Raw genomic sequence first — 21,448 nt, 5'->3', positions numbered from 1 at the left:
CTCCCGCCACCCGAACCCGACCGGGCACCGACCCCGCCGCACCGGACAGAACCCCGAGACCCGCCACCGCAGTGAGGACGACGACCATGACCGTCACCAGGACCCCGACCGACACCAGGACCCCGACCAGGGGAAAGGCCGGCGCGCTGCTGCGCCGGGCAGCGGTGACCGAGGCCGCGATGTGGCGCAGCATGTACATGTGGGCGCTGCGTCGGCCGCTGCCGCTGGCTCCGGGCGACGAACCGTTCGGTTACCTCGGGGTGATCAAGCCGATCCTCGGGGTTTTCATCGGCCTGTCGGTTGTCGAGATACCGATCCTCGACCTGATCGTCCGCAACGTCGTGCCCTGGGAGCCGGCCCGGTGGATCATGCTCGGGCTGAGCGTCTGGGGCCTGCTCTGGATGATCGGCTTCTTTGCCAGCATCAAGATCCACCCGCACGTTATCGGTGACACGGGCATCCGGGTGCGGGTGGGTGCGGGGATCGACATCACGGTCCCGCGGCAGGAGATCGAGACGGTGAGCAGGAGTTACCGCTCGATGCCCTCGGGCAGGTCGGTCCAGGTCGAGGAGGTGGGCGACCGCCGGGTCCTGCACATCGTGGTCGGCAGCCAGACCAGCGTCGACGTCCGGCTGCGTCGTCCGCTGACCTTCGTACTGCCGGGCGGCGAGACCGAACCGGTCGACGAACTGCGCCTCTACGCCGACGATCCCGACGCCTTCGTCCGGAAGGCGCGTACGGTCAGCGCCGACAAAACGGCACTGTGAAAGCATCGATTCCATGCCCAAGAAGGTCGACCACCAGGAGCGGCGGACGCTCATCGCGGACGCGCTGATGCGGGTCGCCGCGGAGCAGGGGCTGGAAGCGGTCAGTCTGCGGCACGTGGCAGCCCAGGCCGGCGTCTCCTCGGGTTTGGTGCAGCACTACTTCCGCACCAAGGACGAGATGATGACGTTCGCGCTGTCGGTCGTACGCGAGCGCAACCAGGTACGGGTCACCGAAGCGGTGGCCCGGCTGGGCGAGGAACCGTCCCCGAGGGCGCTGCTGCGTACGATCATCGCGGCTGTCTTGCCACTCGACGAGCACACCCGCGACGACGGGCGGGTGGCACTGGCGTTCCTCGCCTACACCGCCGTACGCCCGGCCGCCGCCACCGGCCTGCGCGAGGACACCGCGCAGATGGTCGGCTTCCTCGCCGGCATCCTGCCCGGTACGAACACCGAGGACACCGCGGCCGGCCTGCTTGCGCTGATGGAGGGGCTGGGCGTCTACCTGCTCGGCGGCCAGTACACCGCCGAGCGGGCCCTGAACGTCCTGGACGCCCACCTCGACATGATCTTCGGCTCGACCGGCACATCCTGACCGGGACCGCGGGTCTGTGACCTCCAGGACCCGGCGTACCGGCGCGGGGAAAAATTTTTTCGGTGGGGTGTCGAATCGGCGGATCGTCGTTCGACGGGTATGAGACGGCTGGTCATCGCGTCCGGGAACTGACCGGACCTCAGCCGGAGATGGCAAGGGAGTGGCAATGCGGTTTCTGATGATGCACCGGCTCGACGAGCGTGCGCCGGAGGCATGGAACCCCAGCCAGGAGTTCATGGAGAAGATGGGCGCGTTCATCCAGGATTCGGTCGAGAAGGGCATCTTGATAATGGCCGAGGGCGTCCACCCGTCGGAGCGGGGCGCCCTGGTCCGCAAGGCCCGGGGTGGGGCGATGACCGCGACCGACGGTCCCTTCATCGACGCCAAGGAGGTCATCGGCGGGTTCGCGCTGCTCAACTTCGCGAACCGGGCGGAGGCCGTCGAGTTCGCCCAGCGGTACGCCGACCTGTTCGAGGAGGTCGAGGTCGAGGTGCGCCAGGTCGTCGAGTTCGAGGACCTGCCGACTCCGGCCTGACCCGGCGCCCGGATCGGGCGTCGGTCGGTGGGGGCTGGTCCGCTCGCTGAGGCGCGGGACCAGCCCCCACCCGTGTCAGGGGTGGCGGCTGCGGGCTACTGTCCGGCCGTGCCCAGGATGGGGATCGCCACCCGGGCAAAGCGGCGGATCAGCGAGAACCTCCGCTGGTTCGGCACCCCGCTCGCGGTCAACCTCGAGGTCTGCCCCGGCGCGCGGCCCAAGCGGCTCGACCGGGCACTCCGGTCCTGGTCCGACGGCCGCCTGGGATGCCGCCCGGTCGAGCCGGCATGGTGGAGGCCGCCGCCGCTCCCGTCGATCGTCCGCAGATGGTCACGCAGGCCGTACGGCCGCTGAAGGACGTCGTCAGCTCCAGATCTCTCTACCGCCGAGCAGCGCGAAGCCGGCCGCCAGTTGGTCGGGCTGTCAGCCGAGTCGTAGTCCGAGGGTGAGGTGGGCGGGGATTGCGCGGCTGCTATACCTAGAACTACTATGCATTGCAGTTCTAGGTATAGGGGGTCACATGCACATCACCAAGGACCTCGTCGCGGCCTCGGCGACGCCGCTCGTGCTGGGGATCCTCGCGGAGGGCGAGAGCTACGGCTACGCGATCCTCAAGCAGGTCAACGAGCTGTCGGGCGGGCAGTTGGAGTGGACCGACGGTCTGCTCTACCCGCTGCTGCACCGGCTGGAGCGGCTGGGGCACGTCGACTCGGCCTGGGAGACCCCACCCGGGGGTCGCCGCCGCAAGTACTACCGCATCACCGACCAGGGCCGGTCCGAACTCGCCGAGCAGCGCCTCCAGTGGGCCGCGGTTGTCGACGCCCTGCGGGGGGTCTGGAGCGCGACGCAGTCCATCCGGCCGATCCCGGCCCCGGCGTGGGAGGCGGGACTGTGATCGCCGAGAGCGACAACGACCTGGAAGGCCAGATCGCGCAGTGGCGGGCGTACATGCAGCGCCGTCGGGAGCTGCACCGCACCGATGCCGAGGAGCTGGAGGACCATCTGCGCAGCCGGGTCACCGAGCTGACCGAGGCGGGCCTGCACACGGACGAGGCGTTCCTCATCGCGGTCAAACGCATGGGCAGCCTCGACGAGCTGTCGCGGGAGTTCGCCCGGGAGCATTCCGAGCGGTTGTGGAAGCAGCTCGTACTGCCCGGTGAGCCGGATGCGCCCGCCGCCGCCCGTACCCGTCGCGAACTGCCGGTCATGGTGCTCTGTGCGGCGGTCGCGGCGCTCGCGATCAAGGTGCCGGCCCTGTTCGGGCTGGACATCTCGGACGACGACGGCCCCTTCTTCGTACGCAACTTCAGCCTCTTCGCGCTGCCGGCGCTGGCCGCGTACTTCGTCTGGCAACGCCGGGTCGCACCCCGGACCGTCGGGGTGCTCGCGTTGCTGTTCGTGCTCGGCGGCGTCGCCGTGAACGCGTACCCGATGGCCGACGACTCGCAGAGTCTCGTGCTCACGGCGATCCATCTGCCGCTCGCGCTGTGGCTGGTCGTCGGCGTCGCCTACGTGGGCGGCGACTGGCGCTCGGACCGGCGACGGATGGACTTCATCCGGTTCACCGGGGAGTGGCTGATCTACCTTGCCCTCATCGGACTCGGTGGTGGTGTGCTCACCGCCTTCACGGCGGGGACCTTCCGGGCCATCGGTCTCAACGCCGAGGGCTTCATCGAGGGGTGGCTGCTGCCGTGCGGCGCGATGGCCGCGATCATCGTGGCGGCCTGGCTGGTGGAGGCCAAGCAGAGCGTCATCGAGAACATGGCGCCGGTGCTGACCCGCGTCTTCACGCCCCTGTTCGCGGCCACCCTGCTGGCCTTCCTGGTCGCCATCGTCTGGACCACCAACGGGATCGACGTCGAGCGCGACGCGCTGATCCTCTTCGACCTGCTGCTCGTCGTCGTGCTCGGCCTGCTCCTGTACGCCATCTCGGCCCGTGACCTCACGGCCCGGCCCGGTCTCTTCGACCGCCTGCAGCTCGCGCTCGTGGTCAGTGCCCTGGTCATCGACGTCCTGGTGCTGGTGGCGATCACCGGCCGGATCACCGAGTGGGGCTTCAGTCCCAACAAGACCGCGGCCCTGGGCGAGAACCTCATCCTGCTCACCAACCTGGCGTGGTCGGCCTGGTTGTTCCTCGGTTTCGTACGTGGCCGCATGCCCTTCGCCCGCCTCGAACGCTGGCAGACCCGGTACGTGCTGGTGTACGCGGTCTGGGCCTGGGCGGTCATCCTCGTCTTCCCGCTGGTGTTCAACTTCGACTGACCCCACCGGCACCCGCACCCCGACCCGGCCCGCTCACCCCGTCCACACAGGACAGGGATCGAGCGGGCCGTTCGGCTTTGTGTGGCCCGGAAAGTCTCCGGAACTTTCGGTGCCCACACACGCGAATCCAGATCCTTCGAGTGGGGGAGTCTCTCGCTCACCCCCTGACTCTGATCCCAACGACGAGCAGGTGGGGCTTTCCCTGTCTTCGCACCCAGCCAAGATCAGATTTCCGTAATGTTTCCGGAAGTTGTTGACAATCCGACAGGGTCGTACCAATACTGGCGCCATCGATTGACGTCGACAAGCGTCGATCCGTACCACCCGCACCGCGACCCGCTCCATCGGTCGTCCAGTGCACGACGACCGGCCCACCCCACCCGCGTTGTACGACGCCGACGCGGTGGCCGTGTCCCCGGCCACCGACAGAGTCCCGCCGGTCGTACCGCGCTGCCTGGTCTCCCCGCCAGCCCTCATGAGGAGGAAGCACGCCCATGAACGACGTCCCGTCCCACCCGACAACGCGCAGACGTGGTCTCGCCCGGCTCCTCGTCGGCGGTGCCTGCGCGGTAGCGATGATGGCGGCCAACGCGATGCTGCCCGGCATCGCGTACGCGGCCATCACCTCGAATCAGACCGGCACCAACAACGGCTACTTCTATTCGTTCTGGACCGACAGCCCCGGATCGGTCTCCATGGAGCTGGGATCCGGTGGCAACTACAGCACCTCGTGGCGCAACACCGGGAACTTCGTCGCCGGCAAGGGCTGGAGTACGGGTGGACGCCGGAGCGTGACCTACTCGGGCAGCTTCAACCCGTCCGGCAACGCGTACCTGACCCTCTACGGGTGGACGACCAACCCGCTCATCGAGTACTACATCGTCGACAACTGGGGCACCTACCGGCCGACGGGCACGTACAAGGGCACGGTCAGCAGCGACGGCGGCACGTACGACATCTACCAGACGCAGCGCGTCAACCAGCCCTCGATCATCGGTACGGCAACGTTCTACCAGTACTGGAGTGTCCGGCAGTCGAAGAAGACGGGTGGAACCATCACCTCCGGCAACCACTTCGACGCGTGGGCCCGTAACGGAATGAGTCTCGGCAACCACAACTACATGATCATGGCGACCGAGGGCTACCAGAGCAGCGGCAGTTCGAACATCACGCTGGGCGGCTCCGGCGGTGGTGGAGGCGGCGGTGGTGGCGGCGGCGGAAGCTGCACCGCGACGCTGTCCGCGGGTCAGCAGTGGAGCGACCGCTACAACCTCAACGTCTCGGTGTCCGGCTCCAACACCTGGACCGTGACGATGAACGTCCCGTCCCCGGCGAGGGTCCTCTCCACCTGGAATGTCAACGCCACCTATCCCAGCGCCCAGGTGTTGAGCGCCACGCCCAACGGCAGCGGCAACAACTGGGGCGTCACCATCCAGCCCAACGGGAACTGGACCTGGCCGACGGTCTCCTGCAGCCCGAGCTGAGTCCGTACCCCGGGAAAACCGCACGGTGGCGCGGCGGCCGAACGGTCGCCGCGCCACCCTGCCGGCTAGCTCTCGATCGTGACCCGGACCGGGCCGATCCGCAGAATGCCGTCGTCGAGTGGGGTGCAGCGGACGCCGCCCTTTCCCCGCAGCGCCCGCCACGTGCCGGGGGCGACGGTCGCGTCCATCCAGGCGCACGGGTGGGCCCGCCGGTTCACCCGCAGCCGCACCGGACCGTCGCCCGAGTCCAACACCAGTACGGATCCGACCAGGTCATCGACGGGCACCTCGCAGACGAGGATGTTGCGCCTGAGTTGTACGAGGTCGGCGCCGGGCGGCAACGACTCCTGCGCCATCACGGTGATGCTCGCGTCGCGGTGCGCGGGCTTGCCGAAGTACCGGTCGCCGACGATCCCGAGACCCTCCCGAATCCGGATCTCCTCGACCAGTTCGCACGGTGGCGCCGGTGCCGGACCGTCGGCCGGACGTCCCGTATAGCGATGCACGGGCGAGGCCAGCAACTGGACGATCTTGGGCATGCGGCGATTCTACGAAGACGGACATCCGGGGCGCCGGACTTCAGTGAAGCCGGGGTCCGGGGGCGCACCGCTCACAACTGGACAACCTCGCCCACCCGTGGTGGCGTACGACCGGCGAGGACGTCGAGCCACGCCCGCCGCAGGTCGTCCGGGCCGGAACCGACCCGGACATCGAGCCACCCGCCGACCAGCCCGGCGAACCGCTGCCAGGCCTCGGTGAACCGTCGGTCGAGTCCGTCGCGGCCCCAGTCCAGGCTGCGCTTGCGCATCTGCGTCGGTGCGAAGAAGACCTCTCCGGCGGCGTCGGCGTTCGGGGTCTGGTTGGTGAGACCGACCGCGATGTCCCGGACGAGCCGGTCACCGAGGTGCTGCCGCAGGGCGGTTCGGGTCGAGGGCGCACCGGACAGGTCGAGATAGACGGTCGGCACCACGTCCAGGCTGTCCACCTCGTCGTACGGAAGCACGGCGTCGTAGCAGCCGAGGGAGAGGGTGAACGCGAGGTTGCCGGGTGAGGTGAGCCCCACCAGGCGTGGGCCGCGACCGTGCAGCTCGAACGCGGCGGCGTACGCGGTCTTGCTGGACGCCGACGACAGCACCACCGTCGTCGCGCCGTGGAAGCCGTTGTCCACGACCTGGTCGGCCAGCATGAAGGAGGTGAAGAACAGCGGCCTGAGCAGGATCAGCAGATCCTCCTGGTCGGGCCGGTAGGCCGGGTCGCCGGTGACGGACCGGTACACGTTGTACGGCGAGGGCAGGTCGGCCCGGTGTTCGCTCGCGTCCCGGAACCCGGACGCGTCCACCCGCTGTGGTCGTACCACCAGGTGACCCGCGGGCGGAAGGTAGCCGTAGACCCGCTGCCCCGGTGCGACCCCGGCGACCGTCGACTCGATCACCTCCGCGAAACCCCAGAGCGGCGGAAGTCCCCACTGCGGTCCGAGACCCCGGGGGCCGGGCGGGAAGAACTGCCAGTACCGCATCGTCTCGCCGAGCACCGCGTAGGTGACGTTGTTGGCGGTGAGCCCGACCCGGTCCACCCGCAACAGTGCCTCGCCCTCGGACGGGGCGGGCGTCACCCCCTCGACCAGGGTGGTCCGGGCCAGGTCGTCACGGGCCACGGCGAATGTCCAGGAGGCAGCCATGGTCCGACGCTAGACAGGACCGAAAACCAAAGCAAGTGCACTGTCAGTGCAAAATCTCACGCACCTACCGGTGGGCCCGTTACCGAGTGCCGTACGCCACTACGGCTCGGCGCTCCCGTCGACTCCGCTGTGGAGTCGACGGGAGCCCCGCTGGCCGAGGGTCCGTGCGGACGGGTGGGGCGGGAGCTCAGGGGATGATGACGGTCCGGCCGGTCAGCGTTCCGGCGTCGTTGCGGGCGTGGACCTCGGGCAGCTCGTCCAGGCCGACCCGGTCGGCGACGTGGATGTGCAGCTTGCCGGCGTCGACCCGGTCGACCAGCGTCCCGAGTTGCTCGGCGTCGGCACGGACGAACACGCTGCTCGAACGTACTCCGCGCGCATCGTCCTGCGGGCCGGGCGTGGCGGTCGTGACCAGTACGCCGCCGTCGCGCACCAGACCGGCAAGGGCGGCCATCTCCTCCGGTGGGACCGGGGCGAAGTTGAGCACCGCGTCGAACTGCCCGGTGACGCCGTCGATGTCGCGACCGGGTACGTCGGCGCCGTAGCCGCGTACCCGGTCGGTGTTGCGCGGTCCGGCGGTTGCCACGACGGTGGCGCCGGCCTGGACGGCGAGCTGCACCGCGTAACCACCGACCGCACCACCGGCACCGTGGACCAGGATCCGCTGCCCCGGCTGGACGGCGGCGTGCTCGAACAGGGCCTGCCAGGCGGTGAGCCCGGTGACCGGCAGCGCTGCCGCGTCGGCCAGCGGCACCGTGGTCGGCGCGGCGGCCAGGACCTCGGTCGGGGCGGCCACGTACTCGGCCGAGGCGCCGTCGACCGTCATCGGCAGCAGCCCGACAACACGGTCGCCGGGCTCGAACCGGGTGACGCCCTCGCCGAGCGCCGTCACGGTGCCGGCGACGTCGATCCCCGGGGTGAACGGCAGGGTCACCGGGAAGACCTGCCGCAGGTGGCCGGCGCGGATGGTGGCGTCGACCGGGTTGAACGACGTGCCGGCCACCTGCACGATCACCTGCCCGGGACCGGGGGTGGGCTGCTCGATCTCCTCGACGCGCAGGGTGCCGGCATCGCCGTACCGGTGGAAACGGACGACCTTCATGACGCTTCCTCTCTGGAAGTTGCTTCGAACTCGAAGCAGTTGCAGACTACAGCCTGCTTCGAATTCGAAGCAAGTAGAATGTGGGAGTGAGCCATGAGACAGCGCCCCTGGATGCCGAGCAGCTCGGCGCCTACTTCGCCCTCATGGAGGTCAGCAGCCTGTTACAGCACGCCGTCGACGGGCACCTGCGGGCCGACGGCGACCTCAGCAACGTCCAGTTCCAGATCCTGGCCCGCCTCGCCGAGGCGCCCGGAGGCAGACTGCGGATGACCGATCTCGCCGACGGTCTCGTCTACAGCCGCAGCGGCCTGACCTACCAGGCCGGGTTGCTGGAGAAGCGTGGACTGGTCACCCGGTCGCCCGCCGCGGAGGACGAGCGGAGTGTTGTCGTGGCCGTCACCGACGTTGGCCGCGCGCTCGTGGCGCAGGTCCTGCCCGGCCACATCGAAGTCGTCCGGCGGCTGCTGCTCGACGCGCTCGAACAGCGCGACCTGGGTGCCCTCGGCGCTATCCTCGGCCGCGTCCGCGACCACATGCGCGCCGCGCCACCGCGCTCGGCGAAACCCCGAGCGGGCCGCGGTCGCGCCGACTGATCCGGATCAGACGGCCGTGCTGACCGGCGGCGAGGCGGCCTCTCGTACGCCGAGCGGGAAGAGGGCGCCGAGTTCGGCGAAGACGGCGCCGTTCAGGGTGAACGCGGCGTGGCACTCCTCGATGACCCGCTGCTTCTCCGGTTCGTCCACCGGGAGGGCGTCGAGCAGCGCCCGGTACTCGCGTTTGAAGGACGCCGGATTGTCGATCCCCTCGAAGACGTAGAAGCGGACACCGTCGCCCTTGCGGTCCAGGTCCCAGCTCTTCTCCGCGATGCTCCGGATCACCTGCCCGCCCGCCAGGTCGCCCATGTACCGGGTGTAGTGGTGTGCCACGTACCCGGCCGGCCAGGTCGAGGCGACCTCGACGATGCGGGCGGCGTACTGCCGGGTCGCGGGCAGTGGCGCGACCCGGTCACGCCAGTCCTCGCCCAGGAGGTACGCCAGGTCGCGCTCCAGTTCGGGCACCCGCGTCAGTTCCGGCCGGAGAAACGGCCCGGCGACCGGGTCGTCCTCCAGCGGGTCGGCGGCACTCTCCAGGGCGCGGTACACGAACAGCAGTTGCTCCGTGTAGCGGGCGTAGGCGTCCACGCCGAGGTGGCCACCGAGGAGGTTGGTCATGAACGCCGCGTTGTTGACCTCGGCGTGCGGGCCCTGACTGGCGGTACGGATGACCGACGAGAAGAGCGGTGCTGACACGGTGCCTCCTGGGTAGCGCCTTCGCTCATGGTGCAACTTAGGTTTACCTAAGTCAACAGGTTGCCTCCGGACGCAAGGTCGAACGTGCCATCGCCGACGCGGTCACCGGGGCACGCGACGGCTCGAAGGCCGACTGAGCCCCTACTCGACGCGACGTCACGTCGGGCGAGGCCAGTGGGTAGCTGGATTTGCCGCTGGTTGTGCACGTCTCGTCGCAATTCCATTCGCGCGACCCTTTTGCACAGTATCTTGAATGGGATGATCGGTGCCGCCGGCACGGGTTAGCGAACGTCGGGTGGCCTCCATCGACCGTGCTGGGTGATGCTCTGCCCCCGGGACCGATGGTGAGGCTGCCGGATGACGAGGAAAGGTCCGCTGGCCGGCCATTACCCTGCGGTGGCAGCGATGGTCGTCGCCGCGCTGGTTCCGTACCTGGTGCTCTCGGCCGCGTTGGATCCGCTCATGTTGATCATCGCCCGGCAGATCGGCATGAGCGCGGCGCAGACGAGTCTCGCCGAGGGCCTGGCCAACGCCGGGTACGCGCTGGGCACAGTACTGTCGGTGCAGCTCGCCCAGCATCTGCCCCAGCGCCGGATGCTGATCATCTACACCACGATCCTCGTGATCGGCTCGGTGCTCGCGGCGGCGGCGACCGGGCCGGCGTTGTTCATCGTCGGGCACGTACTTCAGGGCCTGTGCACCAGTCTCTTGTTGATCGCCGCCGTGCCGCCGCTCGTCACGGGATTCCCACCGGGGAAGCTCCGCCCGACGGCGGTGGTCCTCAACCTGTCGATCTTCGGGGCGGTCACGCTCGGCCCGCTGATCGCCGGCATCCAAGCCGAGGCCAACGCCTGGCGGCCGTTGTTCTGGGTGATCGCGGCGATCGCCGTCGTGGCGCTGGTGCTGTCGCTGCTGACCTTCCAGGACGTGCCGCCCGCCGACCCTACGGCCACGCGTTCCCCGACTGCCGTCGTGCTGGCCACCGCCGGCTGTGTGTCCGCGTTCTACGGAGCCTCACAGTTCCTGCCTCACCGAAGTCTCGACGCCACCGCGTTGGCGCCGCTGACTGTGGGGGTGGCGTTGATCATCATCCTGCTGGTGCAGCAGTACCGGGCCCGGCGTCCGCTGTTGATCGTGCGTCCCCTGACGAGCACGCTACCGGTGGCCGGGATAGTGGTGGCCATGTCCGCGGCGGCGTCCTCCCTGCCCGCGATCGCGTTGACGGGCGTCGTGCTCCGGGACCGACACTCGCCGCTGGACCTGGGACTGCTCTATCTCCCCGAGTTCGGTGGGGCGGTGATCGCGGCGATCGTGTTCGCGAAGGTGTTCACCACGCGGGCAATCCATTATTTCGCGTTGGCTGGGACGCTCTCGCTCATCGCGGGCATCGCGCTCATCGCCTTCGCTGTTCCACCCACCACCATCCGTACGCTGATCGGAACGGGACTGATCGGGGCCGGCGTCGGCGCCACGGTCACCCCGGCACTGTTCATTGCCGGCTTCTCACTGCGCAACGCCGCTCTCCAGCGGGTGTTCGCGATCGTCGAGCTGCTGCGGGCGGTGGCCGCGTTCATGATCGCGCCGATCCTGCTGTATGTCGCCGCGACCGTCGGGAAGAACCCTGCGGCAGGAGTCCAGATGACTCTCTGGGTCTGCTTCGGGCTGGCCGCAGGCGGAACGCTGCTCGCGATCGCGCTTTACACGCTGGGTGGCGTACGTCCGCCGTCTCCGGCGCTGCAACGCTGGTTCAGCGGGGAACCGGCCTGGGACTCCCCGCCACTGCTCGACGCGATCCGCCGTGACTCCGCCAAGCGAGCGCCGCAGGGTGCCGGCGAGGGTCCTACGGAGCGACACGAACGGTAGGGCTGTTCCCGGCGCTCTTGAGGAGACGCCAGGAGGAACTGCGCTAGCGCTCCGCCACGGGAGCGCGGGAGTCTGCCCCGATCCGACCTCGGCTCATCGCCGGCCAGCAGGCGGCCCGGAAGGAACGGGGCGGAGGGCGGCCATCAGGAGGTCCAACTGACGGGTGGCCTGCGCCCGCTGGTCCGCCTCGCCGGCGATCAGTGATATACCGCCGAGCGCCATCACCACGTCGAACGCAGCGATGTCCGCCCGGATGGATCCTTGCGCGGCGCCAGCAGCGAGCAGCGTTGCGAGCGCGGTGGTGACTCTTTCCCGTACCTCCAGCCGCTGGTCTTCGTCACGGGCGAGTGCGACTTTGAGTACGTCGGCCATGGCTCGCTTGGTGGCGAGGAAATCGAGGAAGGATTGCATCCAGGTGTACAGCGCGATGGCCGGCGGATGTTGGACCAACAGGTCGGTAACGGTGCCGCACAGCCGGTCGACCTCGCTGCGGTACACAACCCAGACCAGATCCTCGCGGGTGGGGAAGCGCCGGTAGAGCGTGCCGATACCCACGCCCGCGTCCTTGGCGATCTCCCTTAGCGAGGCGTCGGCGCCGTCGCGAGCGAACGCGCGCCGGGCGGCGTCCAGGACGCGATCATGGTTGATCTTCGCGTCTGCACGTAGGTGGCTACCTGTTGTTCCGGTCACACAAGCCTCCACGCGGTCGCAAGCGGAGCATGCTCCGCTTATGCTTCAGGGTATGCGGACGGTGCTCCGCTTCTACGATGCTAACGGAGGACGAACGATGACCGAGTCGTTGAACGGCACTGTGGCCCTGGTAACCGGGGCGAGCAGTGGGATCGGCGCCGCGACGGCGCAAACCCTGGCGGCGGGCGGCGCCGCTGTCGCGCTGCTGGGACGCCGGGGTGAACGCCTGCGTGCTCTCGCGGACGAGATCAAGGCGAACGGTGGTGCCGCACTGGTACTGGAAGCGGACATCACGGACCCGGAGCAGGCAAAGGCGGCAGTCGAGCAGCTTGTCGCAGATCTCGGTCGTCTGGATACCGTTGTCAACAACGCCGGGGCGAGCTTCGTCGGCCCGATCGAGGACGCGCCGCCGCAGGAGTGGGACCGGATGATCGCGGTCAACGTCGAGGGCGTGCTGCATGTGACCCGGGCAGCGCTGCCGCACCTGGTCAACGCCGCGCAGGACTCACCGCGGCGGGTCGCGGATCTGGTCACCATCAGCTCCACCGCTGGTCGCTTCGCCCGGCCGGGGCAGGCGGTCTACGCCCTGACCAAGTCCGCGGTGAACGCGTTCTCCGAGGCAATACGACAGGAACTGCAACCGAAGCGGGTGCGGGTTGGTGTGGTGGCGCCGGGAACGGTCGACACCGAGCTGGCCACGCACCTGCGCGATGGCATACGGGAGGCTGTCATGCAGCAAATCGCAAGCATCGAGCCGCTACGCCCACAGGACGTAGCCGACGCCGTGGCCTACATGGTCACCAGGGAGCGACGCGTCGCGGTCAACGAGATGCTCGTCCGAGCAGCGGCACAGACGTGGTGAGCGACATGAGGGACCAACAATCCCACCTGCCCGGCCTCGTCAGCGACGCCGACCATCTGAGCCTGTCCCGCCTCGTCGGCGAAAGCGGCTGGCGGGTTGACGCCGGTCAGGCCAGCACCCTGCACGAACTCTTCACCGAGAACGGCGTACTCGACATCGGCCAGCCTGCCCAGGGTCGCGACGCGATCCGCGCCTGGGGCGAGGAACTCGAACGGAACAACCCCTTCCCGGGCATCCGACACCTCGCGTCCAACATGCGCTTCGTCGCCACCGGGGTCGACGCCGACGGCCGCGACACCGCCGAGGGGGTGACCGTGCTGACCGTGTATCTCAACGACGCCGACGGCCGACCGATCAGCACCCCCTGGAACATCGGCGAGGACCACGACCGATTCGTCCGCACCGAGGCCGGCTGGCGCTTCACCCACCGCACCTGGGTCCAACTGTTCAGCCGCGACGCGGCGTAGTCGGAGCCTGATCCTTCTGTTCGTTCTCCTTGACGTACCGGTGTTGGCCTGTATATTCAACCCGTCGGTTAATTAGCTACTTGGTTGAGTAGGGTATGGACACCAGTCAGCAGCTCAGCGCCACCTTCGCGGCCCTGGCCGATCCGACCCGCCGTGCGATCCTCGCCCGGCTGGCCAGGGGCGAGGCCACCGTCAACGAGTTGGCCGAGCCGTTGCCGCTCACCCTCCAGGCGGTCTCAAAGCACCTCAAGGTGCTCGAACAGGCCGGACTCGTCACCCGTGGCCGCAGCGCCCAGTGGCGTCCGTGCCGGCTGCGCCCCGAGCCCCTGCGCGAGGTCACCGACTGGTTGGCGGACTACCGGCAGTTCTGGGAGGGCAGTTTCGACCGCCTCTCCGACCATCTGCGAGAGATACAGAAGGACGGTACGGATGACTGAGACCACGAGCCACAGCGGTCAACCGACCCGGGAGTTCACGATCACCCGGGTCTTCGACGCACCACGAGCCCTGGTCTTCCAGGCGTGGACCGACCCGCAACACGTCGCCCGGTGGTTCGGGCCACGCGGGCTCACCACACCCCTGTCCACGATCGACATGGACGTCCGACCGGGTGGGCAGTGGCGCCTGCGCATGATCGGCGACGAGGACGGCGCCGAATACCCGGTGGTTTTCGCCTGCCGGGAGGTGGTCGCCCCCGAGCGGCTGGTGCTCGCCGTACCCGTTCCGGACGACGCGCGGGCCGAAACCGAAGAGGCGCTGGTGACCGTCACCTTCGCCGATCTCGGCGACAAGACGGAGATGACGTTCCACCTCGCCGGGATCGCCGCCGGTCCGGAGAGCGCGGGGCTGGAGGAGGGGTGGTCCAGCTCCTTCGAGCGGATGGCCGAACACCTGACCGGCACCAGCGCCGATTCGACGGCACCGAACCGGTGACCGTCCTGCACGCCGACCAGGTGATGAGCCTCCCCCAGGGAGACGTACGTCTGCTGGACAGCCCGGTCGCGCAGCGCCTGCTCGTCTCGACCGAGCTGGCCCGGGTGGCGTACGTGGCCGCCGACGGGACACCCCGGGTCTTCCCGATGCTGTTCCACTGGACCGGAACCGAGGTGGTGCTGTCCACCTTCGGCGGAGCCAAGGTCGCCGCCCTGCGGGCCAGGCCGGCGGTGGCCGTCACCATCGACGCCGCCTCCACCCCGCCGGAGGTGCTGCTGGTCCGGGGCCGGGCGGAGGTCACCGACGTCGACGGGATAGTGCCGGAGTACGCACTCGCCCAGCTCCGTTACGCCGGGCCCGAGCAGGGGGCCGCCAACGTCGCCGCGGTCGACCATCCCGGTGCAAAAATGGTCCGCATCGCGGTCCGCCCGACCTGGGTCGGAGTGCTCGACTTCCAGACCCGCCTGCCGGGCGGATCGAGCGCCGAGGATTTCGATCGGCGCGGACAGTCCTGACTCGGGAACGCGCTGCGGGCGAAGGTCGTCAGGCGAGCCCGATCTGCTTCATGAAGGTCGTCAGATCGTAGAACAGGTTCTCCTCGGCGATTTTCCCGTCCACCCACCGTGCCACCGTGCAGAAGTCGACGGCGAAGGACTTACCGGTAGGAGAAATCTCCTTGCCGTCCGGGCCCTGCATCGGCCCGGACATGGTCCCGGTCCAGTGCGCGATCGAGCAGGTCCAGTCGCCATCGGCGAACAGGACCTTGTACGGGCGGTTGTCCAGGTGCTGATCCGGAAACGCCTTGAAGAACTGGATCGCCTCGGCCTCGTGGTTGTGCTGCCCATGGGTTTCGGGCTTGCCAGGCCATCTCACCACCACGTCCTCGTGGTGGCGGTTGTTGAACGTTTCGAGATCCTGGTTGTTCCAGGCGTCGTCCAACGTCTGCATGAGTTCCATGTTCGTCCGCTCGCCACCCATGGAAACGCCGACCTCCCTGCCACCCCCGACCATTCGTATATCGAAACTACTATCCGGGTCGGTCCGGAGTGAGGGAATGGTGAGACGATCAGAGCAAGGCACTCACCCCCGAGATGGTGATCGACCTCCGTACGAAGGAGAGCGCCCCGGCCAGGGTTGCGGTCTCCGCGGGCCGGGGCGTCCTGCGGGTCATCTCGGTCAGGCCCGAGTGGTGGCCAGCACCGCCTTCAGCCGGTCCGCCAGTTCTCGACCTGGACGCTGCACTCGGTCAGTGCGCTCCGCAGGCCGAACGTCAGTTTGATCGCGTTACCCATCCACCTGTTGATCTCCGACATCGGCCGGTCGAAGGTGGCGTGACCCTTGCAGCCGTCGCCCTGCGCCTGTAGATCGACACGGAACTGGAAGTAGGTCTCGATCTTGTTGCCCGCCGTGACGGTGAGACCCGTCGCGTCCAGGCGGCTGAGATAGATGGAGGCGGCGAGCCCCGGCGCCTGGATCTCGCGTTCGGCGACGCTCAGTTGGGACGCGACCCCGCCGTAGGCCACCACCAGGGTGTCGGCGAGGGAGTGGGGCGAGGTGAAGGTGCCGATCTCGCCCGCGCCGGTCGCAGCATTCTTCTTCTTGCTGAAAATCCCCATCTTGCTCATCCCCTTTGTCGATTCGCCGAACAACGACGGACGCGCCGTGCCGACCGCTCACGGGCGCCAGTTGTCCTCCCACGATTCCCTGATGCTCGGCTTGCGCCTTCTCAGGTTGCCGATCTCCCGCTGGGCCAGCTCGATCGTCTTGCGCGCCGTCTGCTTCTCGTACGGCACAGTGAAACGCTTGTACTTCTCGATATGGTCGCGGATGGCTTTTCGCTGGCCGTCTACCTTGTCGGATTCGTCGCTCATGAGACGCTCCTAATAGGCTCAAGACAATCTGCGGCGAAATAGATCGTCAAGGAACTGTATCCAGGGAATTGCGGGACCGGCCCCACCCGTTTGGATCAGTTACGTCGCCTAACGTCGATCGAACACATCGTTCGATGCCGGCGCCAGGCTGAGCAGGTGCGTCGGGCTGAGTCACGGCGGATCGGGCAGCCCCACCTGCTTCGGTATGGTGTGCGGCGTGAACAGCGGCTTCGACCTCCACAAGGGAATTGCCGCCGCCGTTCGTGACGCCACCGGAGCATGCCGGTTCGTCCGGGAGTTCGCCGAGGCGTACGCGAATCCGGTTGTCGACGGCGACGGGTGTGACCAGGACGACTTGGGGGCGGCTGAGGCCCGGCTGGGGTTCCCGCTGCCGGCGTCGCTGCACGCGGTGTACGCCCTGATCGGCAGGCGCGACGACCTGACGCGGGTGCAGGACCACCTGCTCGCCCCGGGGCAACTGCACCTGGACGACACGGGCCAGGTCCTGGTCTTCCGGGTGGAGAACCAGCACGGCGCGCAGTGGGGCGTCCCGCTGCCCGCCCTCGCCGACCCCGATCCACCGGCGGTGTTCCGCCCGGAGGTGTCCGGATCGGCCGAGCGACTCTGGCGGCCGTTCATGGACCGGGTCTCGATGGCGTGCGTGGAGATGGTGCTGTCGGAGTGGATGCTGTCCGGCGAGGTCTTCGCGGACAACCGGGAACTCGACGACCAGGCAATCGATGCCCTGGAGCGGGGGTTCCGGCGGCTGCCGTTGCCCGACTACCCGCTGTGGGCGGACCCGGACGGACGGCCGATGAGGTGGTTCGGCGGCGACGGGGTGGTTTTGCGCGACGACGCCGCAACGTGGCTGTGGGCGCGGGCGGCCTCATCCGAAGGGATAGCCCGCGTACGGCAGGCACTGCCCGGCGAGTGGTTGATGGCCGACGACCAACGGGGGGAACGACAGTGATCGACGCGGTCTTTTTCGATATCGGCGGCACAATTCTCGACGAGTCCCGCGAGTTCGCGATGTGGGCGGACTGGTTCGGCGTTCCACGGCACACGTTCTCGGCGGTTTTCGGCGCGGCGATCGCCCGGGGTCTGGACTGGCAGGAACCGTTCCGGGTCTTCCGACCCGGTTTCGATCTCGCGACCGAGCTCGAACTTCGGGCGGCTGCCGGCAAACCGGAGACGTTCGGCGAAGAAGACCTCTACCCGGACGCGCGATCGTGCCTGACCTCCCTGAGGGATCAGGGCCTGCTCGTGGGCCTGGCCGGCAACCAACCAGCTCATGCCGAGACGATGCTCCGTGCCCTCGACCTTCCCGTGGACGTGATCGGCACGTCTGCCGGTTGGGGCGTGGCGAAGCCATCGGCGGCCTTCTTCGAGCACGTCGTCCGCGCCGGCGGTGGCGACGCGTCCTCGATCCTGTACGTCGGCGACCGCCCCGACAACGACGTACGCCCAGCCATCGAGGCCGGTATGCACACGTGCCTGATCCGGCGCGGCCCGTGGGGTTACATCCTCGACCTACCAGCCGTCGCCGAGCAGTCCCTGTTCCGCATCGACTCGCTGGACGAACTCCCGACCCTCCTCGCAAAGCACAACACAACAACCCCCTAAACCCTGCTCACCCTCTCCACCCCGGCTGAGTGCGCGACGATCTTGCAGTTGTGGTGGCTCGCAATTCCGGATGAGTGCCATGATTCGGGGCGCCACAACTGCAAGATCGTCGGCGGAATCGGTCAGCGGCGGTGCGGGGGTCGGGGTGCTCCGGAGGGTCCGTAGGCTGACGCGACCGACCACATTGGAGGGCACTGCATGCGCTGTCAGACCTGTCATACCGAACAGGCGTCGACCACCGTGTCGTGCGCGGTCTGTCGCACTCCGACGGGTGCCCCGGCGGTCATTCCCTGGGCGCGTACGTACAGTCTGAGCGGCGTCGGACGGGCGACATCGAATGCGCTCGGTCTCGCGGTGGTGGCTCACCTGCTGCTCGCTGCCATGATGATCGTGGACAGTCAGTTGGTTGAGCGCGCCAAGCGAGACCTCGACCCGGACGCGATCGACAGCGCTCTTTTCAGCACGGGCCTGGTCGGCCTGCTGTTCGTTGTTCCGTTGACCGCCGCCGCTGTGCTGATGATCGTCTGGTGCTACCTGGCGCGGGTCAACCTGGACGCGTTCCCGGGTGCCGTGCCGACACTGCACAAGGGCTGGGCGATCGCCGGCTGGCTGGTGCCGTTCGTATACCTTGTCGTTCCACCGCGCGTAGTGGCGAACATCGTCCGGGAGAGCGTGTGGACGTCGAAAACGCAAACCCTGGTACGGATCTGGATCGGTAGCTGGGTGGTCTACGGGATCGCGGGAGTGGCCCTCCCAATCTTCGACATCTGGAACTTCCTGGCACTGCCGACCGACCTCGACGGCCCCGACGACTATCAGAAGCACGTCGACTACTACTACTTTTCTGCCGTGCCGTCGACCCTGGTGCCGGCGGTGCTCGGCGCGGTGGCCGGCGTGTCCCTGATCAAGCTGATCAACCAGGTGTCGGCCGCCCAGGACATCCGAATCGGGCGCGGGACGCCGGCCGCCCCGGTGATGCCCGGCTTGGCCACCGCCGGAGCCTGAGCGAGCGGACGGCCCTCCGCCGGAGGGCGTCGCCGAGAACGTGAGCCAACGGCTGAGTTCCTGCCGACTGCGAATACGGAGTCGGCAGGGGCCTACGCAACCTGTCGACGGCCGACTCGTTGGTGCCACGAGGGGCAGACGGGGGCGGACAATGGTGGCGGGACGCGGTGACACACTGCTGCGCTCTGGGATGAGCTCGGGGCGTGCCACATTTTTGGAGCTCTTCTTCGACCTGGCCTTTGTTGTCGCCCTCACCCGGGTCTCGCAACGGTTCGCCGACCTCGGCGGCGACACCGGCTGGACCCTCGTCGCCGGGCTCGGTCGTACCCTGCTGCTGTTCCTGGCGCTCTGGTTGATCTGGTCGCACACCATCTGGATCACCAGTCGCTACGAGCCGGAGCGGCCGGTCATCCAGGCGGTCGTGGTCGGCACCATGTTCGCCGCCCTGGTGATGGCGGTGACGCTGCCGCGCGCGGTGGAGGAGCGGGCGTTGCCGTTCGCGGTCGCGTACCTGGTGGTGATGGTGGTGCGGCCGCTGGTGGTCGCTGCCGCACTGCGTGGCCATCCACGACGGCTGGTGCCGTTTCGGCTCGCCGCATGGGCTGCGGCGGCCGCACCGCTCTGGCTGGTCGGCGCGTTGGGCCCGGAACAGCTACGCCTGCCGCTGTGGGCTGCCGCGCTCACCGTGGACTATGTCGCCTGGGCTCTGGGCTGGCCGCTGCCGTGGCTGGGGGCTGCGGCGGTGAGTCGCTGGCGGATCGCCGGGGAGCATCTGGCCGAACGTCACCAGCAGATGTTCCTCATCGCGCTCGGCGAGACGATCATTGTCATCGCCGCCGTGTTCAGTGGCGCGAGCTACTCCTCGGTGCGGGCTGCCGCCTTCACGGTCGCGTTCGCCACCAGCGTGCTGCTGTGGCGGATCTACTTCTACCGCGCCGGTCGGTTGCTGACCGAGGCGTTGGGGCGGGCGCGTATGCCCGGCCACCTGGGTGCGGCGTCGGAACGGACGCACGGGTTGATCGTGCTCAGCGTGCTCGTCACCGCGGCCAGCTACGAGCTGGTGATCACTGACCCGTACGGGTTGCTGCGGCCGACGTGGCTTCTGTTCCTGGTGGGCGGTCCGGCGATCTTCCTCGCCGCCCGGGTGTGGCTGGAGTACCAGGTCTTCGGCCGGGTCTCCTGGTCGCGGATGATCGGCCTGGTGGTCCTGCTGCTGCTCACGACAGTGTTGGCCCGCTGGTCGCCGATGGTCGGACTGAGCGTGGTCGCCGGAGTGCTGGCCCTGGTCGCGCTGTTCGACGCGTTGCGAGGCCGGCAGCGGCCGATGGAGGACTCCGCCTCGCCGATCGGGCAGGAGACGTCCGGCAGTCAGGGGTCCGAGGCGTGATCGCGCGAGCTACCTGAAGCGCTTCGCCCCTTCGCGGCCGGCTCATCGGAGTCGGCTACGCCGATGCCGTAACCGGCTTCGGCGAGGCCAAGCGCGATCTCGCGCCCCAATCCATTGCCAGCCCCGGTAACGGTCGCGGTTCGGGCCATGATCACGTTCTCCCCAGAAGCCGCTTGCTCTAGACCTCGGCTACCTACCCTCGGCCTTTCCGTCCGAAACCCGAGCAGCCGCAACCGATCAGTAGCGCGGCACAGCGAATGTGCAAATCGGCATTTGTACGGGCAGCGGAGTAAGGGTGTCGTCCTCTGTGTCATCTGAGCGAAAACTGAGTGGTACTCAGTCCGGTCACAGCACACGTTTGGAGGATGGAGGCACAACGATCAGATCCTTACGGAGGAAGCGATGTTGGTGTCAGGGAAAGCCGTAGCTGTTGCCGCCGGGATGGTGTTGGTGCTGTGTCTGCCAGTCGCGGCGAGCGCCGCACCCGACGCGGAGATCTCCCACCTGCGCGGGTCGGCGCTGATTGCGTTTCCACCGGCGGCGGCTGACGAGATCCGGTTCACGGTGGACGCGCACGCCCGCCACGACAACCCCGGCCCGTACCCGACCGAGTCGTGGGGCACGGCGCACCTGCGGCACCATTTCGTCGAGCAGGACGCAGTTGTCTGGTATTCGATCAAGGTGGACTGCATGATGGCCTCGGGCGACCAGGCGACGGTCACCGGGAGAGTCGTGGACGCGTCGGAAAACGCTCAGGAGCTGATGGACACCCGGATCGGGTTCAGCGTTGCGGACATGGGGCGGCGGACTCTGGTCGGGTTCACCGGTGTGCAGAGTCCGTACCCGGACGATTCGCCGGAGCTGCGGATGTGCACCGCCCCGCCGCCGTTCTTCTCTGTCCGTCAGGGCGGGTACTCGATCAGCGATGCGATGCACTGGTGACGGCTTGACCACCAACGAGGTTGAACCCGAAGGGCTCTTGCCGGCTCCCGCTACGCGAGTCGGCAGGACCTGTAGGCGTACCGCTGGTGGCGG

General features: G+C 68.3%; 27 protein-coding genes. 19 read left to right on the top strand and 8 right to left on the bottom strand.

What is annotated here, in order from left to right; translation table 11 throughout:
- Nucleotides 1-86: 86 nt before the first annotated feature.
- The 7 genes from OIE47_RS35785 to OIE47_RS35755 all read left to right on the top strand — a co-directional run bounded on the left by OIE47_RS35785 (nucleotide 87) and on the right by OIE47_RS35755 (nucleotide 5,643).
- Nucleotides 87-767: a hypothetical protein gene (locus OIE47_RS35785; RefSeq protein WP_326558973.1), complete on the top strand. Its 681-nt coding sequence runs from the start codon at nucleotides 87-89 to the stop codon at nucleotides 765-767.
- Between the two features lie 13 nt (nucleotides 768-780).
- Entirely contained in the window at nucleotides 781-1,362 is a 582-nt protein-coding gene (locus tag OIE47_RS35780; protein WP_326558972.1) for a TetR/AcrR family transcriptional regulator, read from the top strand.
- A gap of 166 nt (nucleotides 1,363-1,528) precedes the next feature.
- Complete coding sequence (locus OIE47_RS35775; RefSeq protein ID WP_326558971.1) at nucleotides 1,529-1,897, top strand: YciI family protein; 369 nt, start codon at nucleotides 1,529-1,531, stop codon at nucleotides 1,895-1,897.
- A gap of 108 nt (nucleotides 1,898-2,005) precedes the next feature.
- The gene (locus OIE47_RS35770; RefSeq protein WP_326558970.1) at nucleotides 2,006-2,251 is read left to right on the top strand and encodes a hypothetical protein; all 246 of its coding nucleotides are present in this window, start codon (nucleotides 2,006-2,008) and stop codon (nucleotides 2,249-2,251) included.
- A gap of 166 nt (nucleotides 2,252-2,417) precedes the next feature.
- A complete protein-coding gene (locus tag OIE47_RS35765; RefSeq protein ID WP_326558969.1) occupies nucleotides 2,418-2,792 on the top strand; it encodes a PadR family transcriptional regulator in 375 nt (124 codons plus the stop codon).
- Nucleotides 2,789-4,159: a permease prefix domain 1-containing protein gene (locus OIE47_RS35760; protein ID WP_326558968.1), complete on the top strand. Its 1,371-nt coding sequence runs from the start codon at nucleotides 2,789-2,791 to the stop codon at nucleotides 4,157-4,159. Before OIE47_RS35765 ends, OIE47_RS35760 begins: the two co-directional genes overlap by 4 nt.
- 494 nt (nucleotides 4,160-4,653) lie before the next feature.
- Nucleotides 4,654-5,643 carry a glycoside hydrolase family 11 protein gene (locus OIE47_RS35755; RefSeq protein ID WP_326558967.1) on the top strand — a complete coding sequence of 330 codons (990 nt, stop codon included), beginning with the start codon at nucleotides 4,654-4,656 and terminating at the stop codon, nucleotides 5,641-5,643.
- Between the two features lie 65 nt (nucleotides 5,644-5,708).
- Here OIE47_RS35755 and OIE47_RS35750 read toward each other — a convergent pair whose 3' ends face one another.
- The 3 genes from OIE47_RS35750 to OIE47_RS35740 form a co-directional block, all read right to left on the bottom strand.
- A complete protein-coding gene (locus OIE47_RS35750; RefSeq protein WP_326558966.1) occupies nucleotides 5,709-6,182 on the bottom strand; it encodes a molybdenum cofactor biosysynthesis protein in 474 nt (157 codons plus the stop codon).
- 71 nt (nucleotides 6,183-6,253) lie between these two features.
- Complete coding sequence (locus OIE47_RS35745; RefSeq protein ID WP_326558965.1) at nucleotides 6,254-7,321, bottom strand: DUF2855 family protein; 1,068 nt, start codon at nucleotides 7,319-7,321, stop codon at nucleotides 6,254-6,256.
- Nucleotides 7,322-7,508: 187 nt separating this feature from the next.
- Nucleotides 7,509-8,423 (bottom strand): NADP-dependent oxidoreductase, encoded by a 915-nt coding sequence (locus OIE47_RS35740; protein ID WP_326558964.1) that lies wholly within the window; start codon nucleotides 8,421-8,423, stop codon nucleotides 7,509-7,511.
- An 86-nt stretch (nucleotides 8,424-8,509) separates the two neighbouring features.
- On the opposite strand from OIE47_RS35740, the gene OIE47_RS35735 reads away from it, so the two are divergent.
- Nucleotides 8,510-9,016, top strand: a complete 507-nt coding sequence (locus OIE47_RS35735; RefSeq protein ID WP_326558963.1) for a MarR family winged helix-turn-helix transcriptional regulator — start codon at nucleotides 8,510-8,512, stop codon at nucleotides 9,014-9,016.
- Nucleotides 9,017-9,022: 6 nt separating this feature from the next.
- On the opposite strand, the gene OIE47_RS35730 is transcribed toward OIE47_RS35735, so the two are convergent.
- Nucleotides 9,023-9,712 (bottom strand): biliverdin-producing heme oxygenase, encoded by a 690-nt coding sequence (locus OIE47_RS35730; protein ID WP_326558962.1) that lies wholly within the window; start codon nucleotides 9,710-9,712, stop codon nucleotides 9,023-9,025.
- Nucleotides 9,713-10,117: 405 nt separating this feature from the next.
- Between OIE47_RS35730 and OIE47_RS35725 the strand changes: the two genes are divergently transcribed.
- Nucleotides 10,118-11,575, top strand: a complete 1,458-nt coding sequence (locus OIE47_RS35725) for an MFS transporter (protein WP_326563331.1) — start codon at nucleotides 10,118-10,120, stop codon at nucleotides 11,573-11,575.
- A 93-nt stretch (nucleotides 11,576-11,668) separates the two neighbouring features.
- Here the strand turns inward: OIE47_RS35725 and OIE47_RS35720 are convergent, their stop codons facing one another.
- Nucleotides 11,669-12,265, bottom strand: coding sequence for a TetR/AcrR family transcriptional regulator (locus OIE47_RS35720; RefSeq protein ID WP_326558961.1), 597 nt, complete (start codon nucleotides 12,263-12,265; stop codon nucleotides 11,669-11,671).
- 97 nt (nucleotides 12,266-12,362) lie between these two features.
- On the opposite strand from OIE47_RS35720, the gene OIE47_RS35715 reads away from it, so the two are divergent.
- The 5 genes from OIE47_RS35715 (at nucleotide 12,363) to OIE47_RS35695 (ending at nucleotide 15,042) form a co-directional block, all read left to right on the top strand.
- Nucleotides 12,363-13,127, top strand: coding sequence for an SDR family NAD(P)-dependent oxidoreductase (locus OIE47_RS35715; protein WP_326558960.1), 765 nt, complete (start codon nucleotides 12,363-12,365; stop codon nucleotides 13,125-13,127).
- A gap of 5 nt (nucleotides 13,128-13,132) precedes the next feature.
- Nucleotides 13,133-13,594: a nuclear transport factor 2 family protein gene (locus tag OIE47_RS35710; RefSeq protein ID WP_326558959.1), complete on the top strand. Its 462-nt coding sequence runs from the start codon at nucleotides 13,133-13,135 to the stop codon at nucleotides 13,592-13,594.
- 95 nt (nucleotides 13,595-13,689) lie between these two features.
- On the top strand, nucleotides 13,690-14,031 hold the full coding sequence (locus OIE47_RS35705; RefSeq protein ID WP_326558958.1) for an ArsR/SmtB family transcription factor: 342 nt from the start codon (nucleotides 13,690-13,692) through the stop codon (nucleotides 14,029-14,031).
- Complete coding sequence (locus tag OIE47_RS35700) at nucleotides 14,024-14,527, top strand: SRPBCC family protein (RefSeq protein ID WP_326558957.1); 504 nt, start codon at nucleotides 14,024-14,026, stop codon at nucleotides 14,525-14,527. Before OIE47_RS35705 ends, OIE47_RS35700 begins: the two co-directional genes overlap by 8 nt.
- Nucleotides 14,524-15,042 carry a pyridoxamine 5'-phosphate oxidase family protein gene (locus OIE47_RS35695; RefSeq protein ID WP_326558956.1) on the top strand — a complete coding sequence of 173 codons (519 nt, stop codon included), beginning with the start codon at nucleotides 14,524-14,526 and terminating at the stop codon, nucleotides 15,040-15,042. The genes OIE47_RS35700 and OIE47_RS35695 overlap by 4 nt, the downstream gene beginning before the upstream one ends.
- A gap of 28 nt (nucleotides 15,043-15,070) precedes the next feature.
- On the opposite strand, the gene OIE47_RS35690 is transcribed toward OIE47_RS35695, so the two are convergent.
- From OIE47_RS35690 to OIE47_RS35680, 3 genes are all read right to left on the bottom strand, one after another.
- On the bottom strand, nucleotides 15,071-15,505 hold the full coding sequence (locus tag OIE47_RS35690) for an ester cyclase (RefSeq protein WP_326558955.1): 435 nt from the start codon (nucleotides 15,503-15,505) through the stop codon (nucleotides 15,071-15,073).
- A 227-nt stretch (nucleotides 15,506-15,732) separates the two neighbouring features.
- Nucleotides 15,733-16,143, bottom strand: a complete 411-nt coding sequence (locus OIE47_RS35685; RefSeq protein ID WP_326558954.1) for a hypothetical protein — start codon at nucleotides 16,141-16,143, stop codon at nucleotides 15,733-15,735.
- Nucleotides 16,144-16,200: 57 nt separating this feature from the next.
- Nucleotides 16,201-16,398, bottom strand: a complete 198-nt coding sequence (locus OIE47_RS35680) for a hypothetical protein (protein ID WP_326558953.1) — start codon at nucleotides 16,396-16,398, stop codon at nucleotides 16,201-16,203.
- Nucleotides 16,399-16,615: 217 nt separating this feature from the next.
- Between OIE47_RS35680 and OIE47_RS35675 the strand changes: the two genes are divergently transcribed.
- The 5 genes from OIE47_RS35675 (at nucleotide 16,616) to OIE47_RS35655 (ending at nucleotide 21,355) form a co-directional block, all read left to right on the top strand.
- The gene (locus OIE47_RS35675; RefSeq protein ID WP_326558952.1) at nucleotides 16,616-17,368 is read left to right on the top strand and encodes a hypothetical protein; all 753 of its coding nucleotides are present in this window, start codon (nucleotides 16,616-16,618) and stop codon (nucleotides 17,366-17,368) included.
- Nucleotides 17,365-18,021, top strand: coding sequence for an HAD family hydrolase (locus OIE47_RS35670; protein WP_326558951.1), 657 nt, complete (start codon nucleotides 17,365-17,367; stop codon nucleotides 18,019-18,021). Before OIE47_RS35675 ends, OIE47_RS35670 begins: the two co-directional genes overlap by 4 nt.
- Before the next feature lie 198 nt (nucleotides 18,022-18,219).
- Nucleotides 18,220-19,026 (top strand): DUF4328 domain-containing protein, encoded by an 807-nt coding sequence (locus tag OIE47_RS35665; protein WP_326558950.1) that lies wholly within the window; start codon nucleotides 18,220-18,222, stop codon nucleotides 19,024-19,026.
- A 214-nt stretch (nucleotides 19,027-19,240) separates the two neighbouring features.
- On the top strand, nucleotides 19,241-20,413 hold the full coding sequence (locus tag OIE47_RS35660) for a low temperature requirement protein A (protein ID WP_326558949.1): 1,173 nt from the start codon (nucleotides 19,241-19,243) through the stop codon (nucleotides 20,411-20,413).
- Nucleotides 20,414-20,863: 450 nt separating this feature from the next.
- On the top strand, nucleotides 20,864-21,355 hold the full coding sequence (locus tag OIE47_RS35655; protein ID WP_326558948.1) for a hypothetical protein: 492 nt from the start codon (nucleotides 20,864-20,866) through the stop codon (nucleotides 21,353-21,355).
- The last annotated feature ends 93 nt before the right edge of the window (nucleotides 21,356-21,448 follow it).

The organism is Micromonospora sp. NBC_01796 (genome assembly GCF_035917455.1).
Classification (GTDB): Bacteria; Actinomycetota; Actinomycetes; order Mycobacteriales; family Micromonosporaceae; genus Micromonospora_G.
This window is presented reverse-complemented; position numbering and strand designations above follow the sequence as displayed.

What these genes read in the sequence shown, in the direction of transcription:
- OIE47_RS35680 (WP_326558953.1), bottom strand. Translation starts at nt 16,398, where the DNA reads ATGAGCGACGAATCCGACAAGGTAGACGGCCAGCGAAAAGCCATCCGC.
- OIE47_RS35740 (WP_326558964.1), bottom strand. Translation starts at nt 8,423, where the DNA reads ATGAAGGTCGTCCGTTTCCACCGGTACGGCGATGCCGGCACCCTGCGC.
- OIE47_RS35725 (WP_326563331.1), top strand. Translation starts at nt 10,118, where the DNA reads ATGGTCGTCGCCGCGCTGGTTCCGTACCTGGTGCTCTCGGCCGCGTTG.
- OIE47_RS35780 (WP_326558972.1), top strand. Translation starts at nt 781, where the DNA reads ATGCCCAAGAAGGTCGACCACCAGGAGCGGCGGACGCTCATCGCGGAC.
- OIE47_RS35710 (WP_326558959.1), top strand. Translation starts at nt 13,133, where the DNA reads ATGAGGGACCAACAATCCCACCTGCCCGGCCTCGTCAGCGACGCCGAC.
- OIE47_RS35700 (WP_326558957.1), top strand. Translation starts at nt 14,024, where the DNA reads ATGACTGAGACCACGAGCCACAGCGGTCAACCGACCCGGGAGTTCACG.
- OIE47_RS35715 (WP_326558960.1), top strand. Translation starts at nt 12,363, where the DNA reads ATGACCGAGTCGTTGAACGGCACTGTGGCCCTGGTAACCGGGGCGAGC.
- OIE47_RS35765 (WP_326558969.1), top strand. Translation starts at nt 2,418, where the DNA reads ATGCACATCACCAAGGACCTCGTCGCGGCCTCGGCGACGCCGCTCGTG.
- OIE47_RS35745 (WP_326558965.1), bottom strand. Translation starts at nt 7,321, where the DNA reads ATGGCTGCCTCCTGGACATTCGCCGTGGCCCGTGACGACCTGGCCCGG.
- OIE47_RS35755 (WP_326558967.1), top strand. Translation starts at nt 4,654, where the DNA reads ATGAACGACGTCCCGTCCCACCCGACAACGCGCAGACGTGGTCTCGCC.
- OIE47_RS35785 (WP_326558973.1), top strand. Translation starts at nt 87, where the DNA reads ATGACCGTCACCAGGACCCCGACCGACACCAGGACCCCGACCAGGGGA.
- OIE47_RS35685 (WP_326558954.1), bottom strand. Translation starts at nt 16,143, where the DNA reads ATGGGGATTTTCAGCAAGAAGAAGAATGCTGCGACCGGCGCGGGCGAG.
- OIE47_RS35705 (WP_326558958.1), top strand. Translation starts at nt 13,690, where the DNA reads ATGGACACCAGTCAGCAGCTCAGCGCCACCTTCGCGGCCCTGGCCGAT.
- OIE47_RS35690 (WP_326558955.1), bottom strand. Translation starts at nt 15,505, where the DNA reads ATGGGTGGCGAGCGGACGAACATGGAACTCATGCAGACGTTGGACGAC.
- OIE47_RS35750 (WP_326558966.1), bottom strand. Translation starts at nt 6,182, where the DNA reads ATGCCCAAGATCGTCCAGTTGCTGGCCTCGCCCGTGCATCGCTATACG.
- OIE47_RS35775 (WP_326558971.1), top strand. Translation starts at nt 1,529, where the DNA reads ATGCGGTTTCTGATGATGCACCGGCTCGACGAGCGTGCGCCGGAGGCA.
- OIE47_RS35665 (WP_326558950.1), top strand. Translation starts at nt 18,220, where the DNA reads ATGCGCTGTCAGACCTGTCATACCGAACAGGCGTCGACCACCGTGTCG.